Annotated in this window: 15 protein-coding genes; 6 read left to right on the top strand and 9 right to left on the bottom strand. The window is 67.6% G+C overall.

Going from position 1 to position 13,381, the window contains the following annotated elements; translation table 11 throughout:
* Positions 1-14: 14 nt before the first annotated feature.
* The 3 genes from rimM to ffh all read right to left on the bottom strand — a co-directional run bounded on the left by rimM (position 15) and on the right by ffh (position 2,299).
* Positions 15-530: a ribosome maturation factor RimM gene (rimM, locus tag RHOOR87_RS0108640; RefSeq protein WP_007510513.1), complete on the bottom strand. Its 516-nt coding sequence runs from the start codon at positions 528-530 to the stop codon at positions 15-17.
* Between the two features lies 1 nt (position 531).
* Positions 532-786, bottom strand: a complete 255-nt coding sequence (gene rpsP / locus RHOOR87_RS0108635) for a 30S ribosomal protein S16 (protein WP_007510510.1) — start codon at positions 784-786, stop codon at positions 532-534.
* A 133-nt stretch (positions 787-919) separates the two neighbouring features.
* Positions 920-2,299: a signal recognition particle protein gene (ffh, locus tag RHOOR87_RS0108630; protein ID WP_015447204.1), complete on the bottom strand. Its 1,380-nt coding sequence runs from the start codon at positions 2,297-2,299 to the stop codon at positions 920-922.
* Positions 2,300-2,395: 96 nt separating this feature from the next.
* On the opposite strand from ffh, the gene ccsA reads away from it, so the two are divergent.
* Entirely contained in the window at positions 2,396-3,193 is a 798-nt protein-coding gene (gene ccsA / locus RHOOR87_RS0108625) for a cytochrome c biogenesis protein CcsA (RefSeq protein ID WP_007510505.1), read from the top strand.
* A 9-nt stretch (positions 3,194-3,202) separates the two neighbouring features.
* On the opposite strand, the gene radA is transcribed toward ccsA, so the two are convergent.
* The 6 genes from radA to RHOOR87_RS0108595 form a co-directional block, all read right to left on the bottom strand.
* Positions 3,203-4,588 carry a DNA repair protein RadA gene (radA, locus tag RHOOR87_RS0108620; RefSeq protein WP_007510503.1) on the bottom strand — a complete coding sequence of 462 codons (1,386 nt, stop codon included), beginning with the start codon at positions 4,586-4,588 and terminating at the stop codon, positions 3,203-3,205.
* Between the two features lie 113 nt (positions 4,589-4,701).
* Positions 4,702-6,096, bottom strand: coding sequence for a replicative DNA helicase (locus tag RHOOR87_RS0108615; RefSeq protein WP_007510500.1), 1,395 nt, complete (start codon positions 6,094-6,096; stop codon positions 4,702-4,704).
* A gap of 289 nt (positions 6,097-6,385) precedes the next feature.
* Positions 6,386-6,835, bottom strand: a complete 450-nt coding sequence (gene rplI, locus RHOOR87_RS0108610) for a 50S ribosomal protein L9 (protein WP_015447200.1) — start codon at positions 6,833-6,835, stop codon at positions 6,386-6,388.
* A gap of 151 nt (positions 6,836-6,986) precedes the next feature.
* A complete protein-coding gene (rpsR, locus tag RHOOR87_RS0108605; protein WP_007081973.1) occupies positions 6,987-7,217 on the bottom strand; it encodes a 30S ribosomal protein S18 in 231 nt (76 codons plus the stop codon).
* A 14-nt stretch (positions 7,218-7,231) separates the two neighbouring features.
* Positions 7,232-7,654: a 30S ribosomal protein S6 gene (gene rpsF, locus RHOOR87_RS0108600; RefSeq protein ID WP_007510489.1), complete on the bottom strand. Its 423-nt coding sequence runs from the start codon at positions 7,652-7,654 to the stop codon at positions 7,232-7,234.
* A gap of 283 nt (positions 7,655-7,937) precedes the next feature.
* Positions 7,938-8,264 (bottom strand): iron-sulfur cluster assembly accessory protein, encoded by a 327-nt coding sequence (locus RHOOR87_RS0108595; RefSeq protein ID WP_007510487.1) that lies wholly within the window; start codon positions 8,262-8,264, stop codon positions 7,938-7,940.
* A 151-nt stretch (positions 8,265-8,415) separates the two neighbouring features.
* On the opposite strand from RHOOR87_RS0108595, the gene asnS reads away from it, so the two are divergent.
* The 5 genes from asnS to RHOOR87_RS0108570 all read left to right on the top strand — a co-directional run bounded on the left by asnS (position 8,416) and on the right by RHOOR87_RS0108570 (position 13,361).
* Positions 8,416-9,831, top strand: a complete 1,416-nt coding sequence (asnS, locus tag RHOOR87_RS0108590) for an asparagine--tRNA ligase (protein WP_015447199.1) — start codon at positions 8,416-8,418, stop codon at positions 9,829-9,831.
* 13 nt (positions 9,832-9,844) lie between these two features.
* Positions 9,845-10,669, top strand: a complete 825-nt coding sequence (locus RHOOR87_RS0108585; RefSeq protein WP_027484794.1) for a MalM family protein — start codon at positions 9,845-9,847, stop codon at positions 10,667-10,669.
* Positions 10,666-10,980: a hypothetical protein gene (locus RHOOR87_RS0108580; protein ID WP_027484793.1), complete on the top strand. Its 315-nt coding sequence runs from the start codon at positions 10,666-10,668 to the stop codon at positions 10,978-10,980. Before RHOOR87_RS0108585 ends, RHOOR87_RS0108580 begins: the two co-directional genes overlap by 4 nt.
* A gap of 14 nt (positions 10,981-10,994) precedes the next feature.
* Positions 10,995-11,786 (top strand): SDR family NAD(P)-dependent oxidoreductase, encoded by a 792-nt coding sequence (locus RHOOR87_RS0108575; protein ID WP_007510479.1) that lies wholly within the window; start codon positions 10,995-10,997, stop codon positions 11,784-11,786.
* Between the two features lie 87 nt (positions 11,787-11,873).
* On the top strand, positions 11,874-13,361 hold the full coding sequence (locus RHOOR87_RS0108570) for an aldehyde dehydrogenase (protein WP_027484792.1): 1,488 nt from the start codon (positions 11,874-11,876) through the stop codon (positions 13,359-13,361).
* Positions 13,362-13,381 lie beyond the last annotated feature (20 nt).

Below are 13,381 nucleotides of genomic sequence, written 5' to 3'. Positions count from 1 at the left end.
GCGACCCGGCGACGTCAGAACTCGGGATCCCAGTCCACCACCATGCGCCCTGCGGACAAGTCCACCGAACGCACATACGAACCCTGGACGAAGGGGACCAGCCGCTCGCGCTCGCCGTCCCTCACCACCACCACATCGTTGGCACCGGTGGCGAACAGGTGACTGACCCGCCCCAGCTTCACGCCTTCCGTGGTGACGACCTCAAGTCCTTCGAGATCGACCCAGTAATACTCGCCTTGCGCCGGCGGCGGCAGCTGCTCGCGGGCGACATGGATGTCGGCACCGACCAGCGCCGCTGCCTGCTCCCGGTCGTCCACCCCGGGCAGATGGGCCACCATGCCCTTGCCCTGCGCACGACCCCTCACTCCGCTGACCTGCGTCTCCGTGCCGGGCGCGGCACCGAGCAGCCACGGCTGGTAGTCGAAGATGCGCATGCGCGGCTCGGCGAAGGATTCGATCTTCAGCCAGCCCTGCACGCCATACAGCCCGACGATGCGTCCGATCAGGACGCGCCGACCGGCTGCCGCCACTTCAGGCAGCCTGCTGCTTGCCGGCTTCCTTGACCAGGGCGGCGACCTTGTCGGTCAACTGGGCACCCTTGCCGACCCACTCCTGCACGCGCGCGACGTTCAGCTCAAGGCGCTTGTCCTTGCCCGCCGCGACCGGGTTGTAGAAGCCCACGTTCTCGATGTTGCGGCCGTCGCGCTTGTTGCGCTGATCGGTCACGACGACGTGGTAGAACGGACGGCCCTTGGCGCCACCGCGCGAAAGACGAATCTTGACCATGGTAAAACTCCAGAATTGCCGAATCAGCGGCAGGCGCACGAGAGTCGTGCGCGGTAAACGGGGTATTTTAGGGGCGTAATCGGGAAAAGGGAATAGGGCATCGGAAAAGCAGCCTCGGACTGCGCCGCCGCCCTCAGCGCATCGGCGGCAGCCCGCCCATGCCGCCCATGCCCTTCATGGCGCCGCGCATCTGCCGCAGCAGGCCCTTGCTGCCACCCTTGGACAGCTTGGACATCATCTTTTCCATCTGCATGTACTGCTTCAGCAGGCGGTTGACGTCGGCCGGCTGGGTGCCTGAACCGCGCGCCACGCGGGCGCGGCGCGAGCCGTTCAGCAAATCCGGATGGCGGCGCTCCTTCTTCGTCATCGAGCTGATGATCGCGATCATGCGCTTCATCTCGCCATCGTTCACTTTCGATTTGACGCTGTCCGGCAGGCTGGACACGCCGGGCAGCTTGTCCATCAGGCCGGCCAGGCCGCCCATGTTGCCCATCTGCTCCAACTGGTCCTTCATGTCGTTCAGGTCGAAGCGCTTGCCCTTCATCACCTTCTGGGCCAGCTTCTGCGCCTTGTCCTGGTCGACCTTGCGCTCGACCTCCTCGACCAGCGACAGCACGTCGCCCATGCCGAGGATGCGCTGGGCCAGGCGATCCGGGTGGAACGGCTCCAGCGCGTCGCTCTTCTCGCCGGCGCCGAGGAACTTGATCGGCTTGCCGGTGACGTAGCGCACCGACAGCGCGGCACCGCCGCGGGCGTCGCCGTCGGTCTTGGTCAGGATCACGCCGGTCAGCGGCAGCGCCTCGTTGAATGCCTTGGCGGTGTTGGCGGCGTCCTGGCCGGTCATTGAATCGACCACGAACAGGGTCTCGATCGGCGTGACCGCGGCGTGCAGCGCCTTGATCTCGGCCATCATCGCCTCGTCCACGTGCAGGCGGCCGGCGGTATCGACCAGCAGCACATCGACCACCTCGCGCCGCGCAGCGGCGATCGCGTCCCTGGCGATCTGCACCGGATCCTGACCCGCCGCGGACGGGAAGAACTTCACCCCGACCTGCTCGGCCAGCGTGCGCAACTGCTCGATGGCGGCCGGGCGGTAGACGTCGCAGCTGACCACCATCACCTTTTTCTTCTTGCGCTCGGTCAGCAATCGCGCCAGCTTGGCCACCGTGGTGGTCTTGCCGGCGCCCTGCAGGCCGGCCATCAGCACCACGGCCGGCGGCTGCTGGGCCAGGTTCAGCTCGGTGTTGGCAGTGCCCATCACCACGGTCAGCTCGTCGCTGACCACCTTGATCAGCGCCTGGCCCGGCGACAGGCTCTTGGTCACGTCCTGGCCGACCGCGCGTACCTTGATGCGCTGGATCAGCGCCTGCACCACCGGCAGCGCCACGTCCGCCTCCAGCAGCGCGATGCGCACCTCGCGCAGGGCTTCGCGGATGTTCTCCTCGGTCAGCCGGCCGCGACCGCGCAGGCGATTGACGGTGGTGGAAAGGCGTTGGCTGAGCGACTCGAACATGGCGAAACCGGCAAACGGGAAAGTGGCCGATTATAGCGGACGGATCGCTCCGCTCCGCATGCATGCCGGCACGACCCTGTGCGACACTGCGCGGCCATGACCCTCCACGTTCTTGCCCTGCTCGCCATCGTGCTCTATCTCGCCGCCGCTGCCGGGCTGGCGCGCCCGCTGCTGGGCGGCGGGCAACCGCTGAACCGGCTGGCGCTGGCGCTGGCCGGCAGCGCCGTGCTGATCCACGCCGGCATCCTGCTGGGCATGCACCGCGGCGCGCTGGACCTGCACTTCTTCGCCGCGCTGTCGCTGGTCGCGTTCGTCGTCTCGGCACTGACCCTGCTGGTGAACGCCTCGCGTCCGGTCGCCGCGCTCGGCGTCATCGTGTTCCCGCTGACCGCCGCGCTGCTCGCGCTGGATGGCTTCCTGGCGCCGCCCACCCTGCCGCAGCCGATGGACTGGCAGATCAAGCTGCACGTGACGGTGGCCCTGCTCGCGTTCGGCGTGCTGTCGATCGCCGCGGCGCTGGCGATCCTGCTGGCGCTCCAGGAGCGGGCGTTGCGCCATCGCCAGTTCGGCCGCTGGCTGCGCGCGCTGCCGCCGCTGACCCTGACCGAAACCCTGCTGTTCCGCCTGATCAGCGCCGGCTTCGTGCTGCTTACGCTGACCCTGCTCACCGGCGTGCTGTTCGTCGACAACCTGTTCGGCCAGCACCTGGCGCACAAGACCGTGCTGTCGATCGGCGCCTGGCTGGTGTTCGGCGTGCTGCTGTACGGCCGCTGGCGGCACGGCTGGCGCGGCGCGCGCGCAGTCAACCTGACCCTGATCGGGATGGCCGTGCTGGTGCTGGCGTTCTTCGGCAGCAAGGCGGTGCTGGAACTGATTCTGCACCGGGGGATGTAGCGGCAACGTTCAGCGGCAGGCGTCGATCGCCTCGCTCAAGCGCTCCACCCCGACCACCTCCATCTCGCCGACGCGACCCTTCTTCGGCGCGTTCGCCTTCGGCACGATGGCGCGGCGGAAGCCGTGATGGGCAGCTTCCTTCAGGCGCTCCTCGCCGTTCGGCACCGGGCGGATCTCGCCGGACAGGCCGACTTCGCCGAAGGCGATGGTGTGCTCCGGCAGTGGCCGGTCGCGCAGGGACGACAGTACCGCCAGCAGCACCGGCAGGTCGGCGGCGGTTTCCTGCACGCGGATGCCGCCGACCACGTTGACGAACACGTCCTGGTCGTAGGCCGCCACGCCGCCATGCCGGTGCAGCACGGCCAGCAACATCGCCAGCCGGTTCTGCTCCAGCCCCAGGGTGACCCGGCGCGGGTTGCCCAGCGAGGACTGATCGACCAGCGCCTGTACCTCCACCAGCAGCGGCCGGGTGCCCTCGCGGGTGACCATCACGGCGCTGCCCGAAGTCGGCCCCGCGTGCGCGGACAGGAAGATCGCCGACGGGTTCGGCACTTCGCGCAGGCCCTTGTCGCTCATCGCGAACACGCCCAGTTCGTTGACCGCGCCGAAGCGGTTCTTGAACGCGCGCAGCACGCGGAAGCGCGAACCGGATTCGCCCTCGAAATACAGCACTGCGTCGACCATGTGCTCGAGCACGCGCGGGCCGGCGATGCCGCCTTCCTTGGTGACGTGGCCGACCAGGAACACCGAGGTGCCGGTCTCCTTGGCGTAGCGGGTGAGCTTGGCCGCCGACTCGCGCACCTGCGACACCGAACCGGGCGCGGCGGTTAGCAGTTCGGTCCAGATGGTCTGGATCGAGTCGATCACCAGCACTCGCGGGCGCATCGCCGCGGCCTGTTCGAGGATGCGCTCGATGCAGGTTTCGGCCAGCGCCTGCAGCGGCTCCAACGGCAGGCCCAGGCGCTGCGCGCGTGCGGCCACCTGCGCCAGCGATTCCTCGCCAGTGACATAGACGCTGGACAGATGCGCGCCCAGCGTGCCCAGCATCTGCAGCAGCAGGGTGGACTTGCCGATGCCGGGGTCGCCGCCGATCAACACCACCGAACCCTCGACCAGGCCGCCCCCCAGCACGCGGTCCAGTTCGCCAATACCGGTCAGCGTGCGCGCCTCGGTGGTCAGCGCCACCGCGGTCAGTGGCGTGATGCGCGGCGCGCCGGCGGCGGCACCGGCGTAGCTGGAGCGCTGCGCGCCCACCGACGGCTTCGCCGCCGAGGCCGGCGCCAGCACGATCTCGCTGAGCGTGTTCCAGGCGCCGCACTCGGCGCATGAACCTTGCCACTTCGGGTGTTCGGCGCCGCAATCGGTGCAGACGTAGGCGGTCTTGGCTTTGGCCATGCGGGTTCCCGGCTGGATGCGTGGATGAAGCGAGCTTGGCACGCGATCATCGCAGGCGACGAGACGTATCGGCGCGAAAAGCTGTCCGTTTTCGCCGCGCGGTTTCCTTGCGCTCAGTCGAACGAGCCGACGAACGAATCCGACGCGTAGTTCACGAACTGGGTGTAGTGGCCGAGGAAGGTGAGCTTGCAGGTGTCGGTGGGGCCGTTGCGCTGCTTGCCGATGATGATCTCGGCGACGCCCTTGTCGGGCGATTCCTTGTTGTAGTACTCGTCGCGGTAGATGAACATGATCACGTCGGCGTCCTGCTCGATCGCGCCGGATTCGCGCAGGTCGGACATCATCGGACGCTTGTCGGCGCGCTGCTCCAGCGAGCGGTTCAACTGCGACAGGGCAATCACCGGCACGTTCAGCTCTTTGGCCAGCCCCTTCAGCGAGCGCGAGATCTCCGAGATCTCGGTGGCGCGGTTCTCCTTGTTGCCGGGCACCTGCATCAGCTGCAGGTAGTCGATCACGATCAGGCCCAGCCCGCCGTGCTCGCGGTGCAGCCGGCGCGCGCGCGAGCGCAGCTCCACCGGCGACAGGCCAGGCGTGTCGTCGATGAAGATCTTCGCTTCGGACAGCAGCGCGATCGCATTGGACACGCGCGGCCAGTCCTCCTCCTGCAGGTCGCCGTTGCGCAGATGCTGCTGGTGGATGCGCCCGACCGAGGAGATCAGCCGGAATGCCAGCTGCGAGGAGGACATTTCCATCGAGAACACCACCACCGCCTTCTTGCCGCCCAGCGCGGCGGCCTCGGCGATGTTCAGCGCGAAGGCGGTCTTGCCCATCGACGGGCGCGCCGCCACGATGATCAGGTCCGACGGCTGCAGGCCGGAGGTGAGCCTGTCCAGGTCGGTGAAGCCGGTGCTGACGCCGGTCAGCTGGCCGCGGTTCTCGTAGCGCTCGGTGAGCAAGCGGAACGCGTCCTTCACCGCCTCGCGCATGGAGACGGAGTCTTTCTTGCCGCGCGCGCCGGATTCGGCAATGTGGAACACGCGCTGCTCGGCGCTTTCCAGCACCTCGTGCACGCTCTTGCCCTCGGGCCGGTAGCCGTCCTCGGTGATCGAGGTGCCGGCGTCGATCAGCTGGCGCAGCACCGATTTCTCACGCACGATCTCGGCGTAGGCGGCGATGTTGGCGGCGCTGGGCGTGCTGTTGGCCAGCTCGATCAGGTAGCCGGCGCCGCCGACCATCTCGGCCAGGCCGTTGCTCTCGAACCAGTCGCCCAGGGTCACCGCGTCGCACGGCATGCCCTTGTTCGCCAGCTCGTTGATCGCACGCCAGATCAGCCGGTGGTCCTTGCGGTAGAAGTCATCCTCGGCGAGCCGGTCGGCCACCTTGTCCAGCGCATCCGGCGCCAGCATCAGGCCACCCAGCACCGCCTGCTCGGCCTCGATGGAATGCGGCGGCACCCGCAGTGCCTCGATGGCGGGAGAGGAAGGTTTGCGCTCGGGCACGAAGGACATCGACTTACCTCGAAAAATTACCCCGCGAGCGGCACGCGATGCACCGACATGTCGCGGGTAGCCACACGGACACCATGATGCGCGGCGGCGTCTCAACCGTCGATACAACAACCTTGTGGATAAGCTGTGGGTTGATGGGGATAAAACCTGTGAACACGGAACGGGGAATCGAAGGCAGGAACCGCGACGCTCCGGCCGTTTCCCATTCTCCATTCCCTATTCCCGGCCTCCAAAAACAAACAGGCGCCTCGCGGCGCCCGTTCGTTCCACCACGCGGATGGCGTACGGCTTACTTGTCGCCGACCACGACCACCTTGACCGTGGTCTGCACGTCGGCGTGCAGACTCACCACCACGTCGTACTCGCCAACGTTGCGCAGCGGGCCTTCGCCCAGGATAACTTCGTTCTTGTGGACTTCGTGGCCGGCGGCGACCAGCGCCTCGGCGATGTCGCGCGGACCAACCGAGCCGAACAGCTTGCCTTCGGCGCTGGAGTGTGCGGCGATGGTGACCGATGCATCGGCCAGCTTGGCCTTGCGCGACTCGGCATTGGCCAGCATGGTGTTGGCCTTCGCCTCGTATTCGGCGCGACGCTGCTCGAACGCGGCCAGGTTGGCGGCATTGACGCGCACGGCCTTGCCTTGCGGCAGCAGGTAGTTGCGCCCGTAACCCGGCTTCACGACGACCTTGTCGCCGAGCGTACCGAGGTTGCGGACCTTCTGCAGAAGAATGAGTTCCATGATGCTTTCCTGTTCGTTAGCGCCGGTGTGGCCCGGCGCAGCCAGAGGACGGTTGTCCGAATTTCCGGGAAGGGGAAATGGGGAACAGGAACAGCAGGTGCCGCGAGGCAACCAACTCCCTATTCCCTGCTCCCTATTCCCTGCTTTTCAATCAGACGTCGTGGTTGTCGGTATACGGCAGCAGCGAGAGGAAGCGCGCACGCTTGATCGCGGTGGCCAGCTGGCGCTGATAGCGGGCCTTGGTGCCGGTGATGCGGCTGGGCACGATCTTGCCATTCTCGGTGACGTACTGGCGCAGGGTGTTGAGATCCTTGTAGTCGATCTCCTTCACGTCCTCGGCAGTGAAGCGGCAAAACTTGCGGCGGCGGAAAAACTTGGACATGGCTGTGCTCCTGATCAGTCGTCGCTGTCGCGATCGTTGTCGCGGTCGTGGCCGCGGCCCTCGCCCTCACCCTCGTCGTCGCGACGGCGGGTGGACTTGGCATCGTCCTTCTCCTTCGACTTCAGGATGAAGGACGGCTCGGTGTCGGCCTCGTCGCGACGGATCACCAGGTGGCGCAGCACGGCGTCGTTGAAGCGGAAACCCGACTCCAGCTCGTTCAGCGCGTTCTGGCTCACTTCGATGTTGAGCAGCACGTAATGCGCCTTGGCCAGGTTGACGATCGGGTAGGCCAGCTGGCGGCGCCCCCAGTCTTCCAGGCGGTGGATCTTGCCGCCGTCGGTCTCGATCAGCGCCTTGTAGCGCTCGAGCATCGCGGGGACCTGCTCGCTCTGGTCCGGATGGACCATGAACACAACTTCGTAATGACGCAGGGTCATTGTAGGTTGACTCCTTGTGGATGCGGCCTTGCGGCCTCGCAGCCTCCCGCCGGTGCGGTGAGGCAAGTGTCCTGCCGGCGCCGGCTGGGGCGCGGACAGAAGCGGAATTCTACGTGGAATGCGCGATGCCGCGCAAGTGACTGAATCTGAAGAGTACCGTCACGGATGACCGCCTTCCGGCTCATGCGCCCACGAAAGAGCAGACGGGACTTGAAAGGTCCGGCCACGGATGGCCGCTTTTTGACCTTCGCGCCCAGGGATGAGCGCACAAGTACCGCCTCGCTCAACCCACCGTGAAACTCTCGCCGCAACCGCATTCGCCGGTGGCGTTCGGGTTGTGGAACACGAAGCTGGCGTTGAGTCCCTGCCGCTGAAAGTCGATCACCGTGCCGTCGACCAGGGACAGGCTCTTGTCATCGACGATCAACGGCAGCCCGTCCACCTCGACCAGGGAATCGCCCTCGCCGACCGCATCGGCCAGATCCACCACGTACGCGAAGCCGGAGCAGCCGCTGCGGCGGACCCCGAAACGCACGCCGGCCGCGGTCGGCGTGCCAGCCAGGAAGTGGCGCATGCGTTCGTTGGCGGCGGGAGTGATGGTGATGCTCATGGCGCTGGGTGTCGACCTCGATGGATGGCCCGGAAAGTCGCGGCGCGGGCGATGCCTACATTATCATGCCGGTTTGGCCTTGCGGCGCCGCCGCGCGCGCCGTTCATCATCTACGCGCCGACGTGCGGCGCATCAGCAGGAGTTTCAACCGATGGCTGTGGTCAGTCCGACGCTATGCAGCGTGAAGCAGGCTCTTTCCGGCAAGCTCGATGCCGGCAGCGCGGTGACCGTGCGCGGCTGGGTGCGCACCCGCCGCGACTCCAAGGCCGGCCTGTCTTTCGTCAACGTCACCGACGGCTCCTGCTTCGACCCGATCCAGGCGGTGGTGCCGGCCACGCTGGCCAATTACGACAGCGAGGTGAAGCACCTCACCGCCGGCGCCGGCGTGATCGTCAGCGGCACGCTGGTGCCGTCGCAGGGCAAGGGCCAGGCGTTCGAACTGCAGGCCGACAGCGTGCAGGTCACCGGCTTCGTCGACGACCCGGAGACCTACCCGATCCAGCCCAAGCAGCACACCATGGAATTCCTGCGCGAGGTGGCCCACCTGCGCCCGCGCACCAACCTGTTCGGTGCGGTGACCCGGGTGCGCCACACCATGATGACGGCGATCCACCGCCACCTCACCGAACAGGGCTTCTTCTGGATCAACACGCCGATCATCACCACCTCCGACGCCGAGGGTGCCGGCGACATGTTCCGCCTGTCCACGCTGGACCTGGCCAACCTGCCGCGCCTGCCCGACGGCAAGATCGACTTCCGCAAGGATTTCTTCGGCCGCGAGGCGTTCCTCACCGTGTCCGGCCAGCTCAACGTCGAGGCGTACGCGCTGGCGATGAGCAAGGTCTACACCTTCGGTCCCACTTTCCGCGCCGAGAACTCCAACACGCCGCGCCACCTGGCCGAGTTCTGGATGGTCGAGCCGGAAATCGCGTTCGCCGACCTCGCCGCCGACGCGGACTGCGCCGAGGCGTTCCTCAAGGCGATCTTCAAGGCCGTGCTGGACGAGCGCCCGGACGACATGGCGTTCTTCGCCGAGCGCGTGCAGCCGGATGCGATCAGCCGGATGGAGGCGTTCATCGCCAAGCCGTTCGAGCGCATCGACTACACCGACGCCATCACGATCCTGCAGAAGTCCGGGCAGAAGTTCGAGTATCCCGTAGCCTGGGGCATCGACCTGCAGACCGAGCACGAACGCTACCTGGCCGAGAAACATATCGGCCGCCCGGTGGTCGTCATGAACTACCCTGAGGCGATCAAGGCGTTCTACATGCGGCTGAACGATGACGAGAAGACCGTCGCGGCAATGGACGTGCTGGCGCCGGGCATCGGCGAGATCATCGGCGGCAGCCAGCGCGAGGAGCGGCTGGACTACCTCGATCGCCGCATGGTCCAGTTCGGCCTCGACCCGGCAGCCTATGGCTGGTATCGCGACCTGCGCCGTTATGGCACGGTACCGCATGCCGGCTTCGGTCTCGGCTTCGAGCGCCTGCTGGTGTACATCTGCGGACTGTCCAACATCCGCGATGCCATTCCCTACCCCCGTGCCGCCGGGACGGCCGACTTCTGAGCGACCCTTGCCCATGCCGCTTCGACTCCCCGCCATCGCCGCCGTACTGGCCTTCGCCGCCCTGCTGGGCGGCTGCCACAACGCCAAGGCCCTGCTGCCGCCGAACCTGCGTCCGCCGTCGGAAAACACCGGCGATGCGCTGAAGCTGGCCCAGTTGCAGCTGATGCAGGCCAGCCCGTGCTGCAGCAGCTTCGCCGACTTTTCCTACCGCAACCTGCTGCCGTGGCAACCGCAGAAGTTCGTGCTGGGCCGCGGCAGCATGGTGGCCAACCTCAACGGCACACAGAGCTATTTTCTCGCCTTCCGCCTGCCCACCGAACTGAAACTGCCGTACAAGGTGGCCATGAAGTCGGAATTGAACGGCCGTTGGCTGCATGCCAGCTACCTGTTCGCACCGACCGTGGTGCTGCTGGACGCGGGCTTCCAGCCGATCCGCTCGGAAGACATCGGGCTGTGCGAGCACATGGGCTGGGGCGACGAGACCACCGGCGCCTTCGGCAGCCTCAGCATCGACAGCGCGCAGGCACGCTACCTGCTGGTCTACAGCTCGGCCGAGCAGCAGTCGGGCAAGACCTACTGGGAGCAGTCGCCGGCGTCGTTCTCCGCTTCCAGCGCCGCCTCGCTGCAGATGAATTCCACCGGCAGCTTCAGCATCCCGCATGGACCGGACGGTACGCTGTGGGTCGGCCTGATGAACAAGACCTACGAGAAGGCGCTCGACAACGCGATCTGCAAGAAGGCGGCGAAGGGCGACGGCGTGCTCAACACCCTGCGCACCGTGTTGCCGCTGCCCTGGAGCAACGGCAGCGCCGGCAAGACCGGCCACAGTCCGCCATGATCGTCCTCTATCTCGCCCTGCTGGTGAGCGGCGTCGGCCTGTTCGTATTGTCGTACGTGGCGCCGTTCCGGGTCGCCGCGCTGCTGCGCACGCGCTACCCGCAACACTGGCAGGTCATCGCCAACGCCGCGCAGGGCCGGCTCTCCGGGTTCCGTGTATGGGCCAGCATGCAGCAGGTGCTGCGCTCACCGGCCCTGCCCGCGCTGGGCGACGCCGCGATCAACCGCTGGCGCCTGGTGTGGCGCTACAGTCAGTGGCTGGGCTGGCTGTGCTGGCTCGCCGCGCTGGCCATGCGGCTGTGGGTGCACTGAAGGAGCCTAGGGACATGCAACTGGATCTGGGTGGACGTCACGCGCTGGTCTGCGGCGCTTCGCAGGGCATCGGCCGCGCCAGCGCGATCGAGCTGGCCGAACTGGGTGCCAGCGTCACCCTGCTGGCGCGCTCGGGCGACCGGCTCCAGGCCGCCGCCGAAAGCCTGCCACGGACGCATGCCGGGCAACGGCACGACTGGCGCAGCGTGGACATGCTGGACACCGCCGGCCTGCAGGCCACCGCCACCGACCTCGCCGCCCGCGCCCCGGTACATATCCTGATCAACAACAGCGGCGGCCCGCCGGGCGGCCCGGCCCACAGCGCGGAGCCTGCGGCCTTCGAGGCCGCGTTCCGGCAGCACCTGCTGGCCGGCCAGGTGCTGCTGCAGGCATTGCTGCCCGGCATGCGCCAGAGCGGCTACGGCCGCATCGTCAACGTGATCTCCACCTCGGTGAAGGAACCGATCGCCGGGCTGGGCGTGTCCAACACTGTGCGCGCCGCCGTTGCCGGCTGGGCCAAGACCCTGTCCGCCGAACTGGCCGCCGACGGTATCACCGTCAACAACGTGCTGCCCGGCTACACCCGCACCCAGCGCCTCGACAGCCTGCTCGCCGCGCAGGCCGCGGCCAGCGGACGCAACGAGGACGCGATCGCCCAGGCCATGCTGGCCTCGGTGCCGGCCCGCCGCTTCGGCGAAGCCGGCGAAGTGGCCGCGGTGATCGCGTTCCTGTGCACGCCCGCCGCCGCCTACGTCAACGGCGTCAGCATCGCGGTGGACGGTGGCCGCACCCGCGCGTTGAGCTGAGCGACCCGTCGTCGTCGCCCCGTTTCCTGCCGGCGCATACGCCGGCGTCCGGTGCAATTGCGGCACGCTGGTTTTAAGCTTGCAACGATGTCCACCCCGCGCCTAGCCAATCTGATCGATGGTCGCCTGCAGGCGCCCCACCTCGATGCTTGGCTCGATGTGCACGATCCGGCGACCGGTCAGGTTTTCATGCACTGCCCCGATTCGTCGACGGCGGATGTCGCCGCGGCGGTGGACGCCGCCCGCCGCGCCGCGCCGGGATGGGCCGGTACACCGATCGAGCAGCGTGCGCACTACCTGAACCGGCTGGCCGACCTGGTCGAGGCACGGCTGGAGGAATTCGCCGCACTGGAATCGCGCGACAGCGGCAAGCCGCTGGGCCTCGCGCGCCGGCTCGACATCCCGCGCGCGGTCAGCAACCTGCGCTACTTCGCCGCCGCGATCGTCGGCTGGGGCAGCGAATCGCACGCGATGGAAGCCGGCGCCAGCGGCATCGGCGCGATCAACTACACCTTGCGCCAGCCGCTCGGCGTGGTCGGCTGCATCAGTCCGTGGAACCTGCCGCTGTACCTGTTCAGCTGGAAGATCGCGCCGGCGCTGGCCGCCGGCAGCACGGTGGTGGCCAAACCGTCGGAGGTGACGCCGTGCACCGCCGCCCTGCTCGGCGAGCTGAGCATCCAGGCCGGCTTCCCGCCCGGCGTGCTGAACATCGTGCAGGGCCGCGGCCCTAGCGTGGGCGAGGCGATCGTGGAACACCCGGCGGTGAAGGCGGTCTCCTTCACCGGCAGCACGGCCACCGGCGCACGGATCGCCGCCATCGCGGCTGCGCAGTTCAAGAAAGTCTCGCTGGAGATGGGCGGCAAGAACCCGGCGATCGTGTTCGCCGATGCCGAGCTGTCCGACGCAAACCTGGACACCATCGTGCGCTCGGGCTTCGCCAACCAGGGCGAGATTTGCCTGTGCGGCTCGCGCCTGCTGGTGCAGCGCTCGATCTACGACGCCTTTCGCCAGCGCTACCTGGCGCGCGTGCAGGCACTGCGCGTGGGCGATCCGAACGACGCCGGCAGCGACCTCGGCGCGATGGTCTCGCAGGCGCACTACGACAAGGTGCTCGGCTGCATCGAACAGGCCCGCGCCGAAGGCGGCCGCGTGCTCTGCGGTGGCGGCGCGCTCAGCCTGCCCGGCCGCTGCGCCGGCGGCTGGTTCATCGCGCCGACCGTGTTCGAAGGCCTGCCGTCCGCGGCGCCGACCAACCAGCAGGAGATCTTCGGCCCGGTGGTCAGCCTGATCCCGTTCGAGGACGAAGCCGAGGCGCTGGCGATCGCCAACGACAGCCGCTACGGCCTGGCCGCCTCGCTGTGGACGCAGGACCTCGCGCGTGCGCACCGGCTCGCCGCCCTGCTCGAATTCGGCATCGTCTGGATCAACTGCTGGCTGCTGCGCGACCTGCGCACGCCGTTCGGCGGAGTCAAGCAATCCGGGCTTGGTCGCGAGGGCGGCAGCGAAGCGCTGCACTTTTTCACCGAACCGAAAAACATCTGCCTTGCCTACGCTGCGACCCCGCCGCAGCGCTAGGACACGCTGGCGCGAACCCA

This window comes from Rhodanobacter sp. OR87, assembly GCF_000473345.1.
GTDB classification, from domain to species: domain Bacteria; phylum Pseudomonadota; class Gammaproteobacteria; order Xanthomonadales; family Rhodanobacteraceae; genus Rhodanobacter; species Rhodanobacter denitrificans.
The sequence above is the reverse complement of the archived record's forward strand: the minus strand, read 5'-3'. Positions and strand labels throughout refer to the sequence as shown.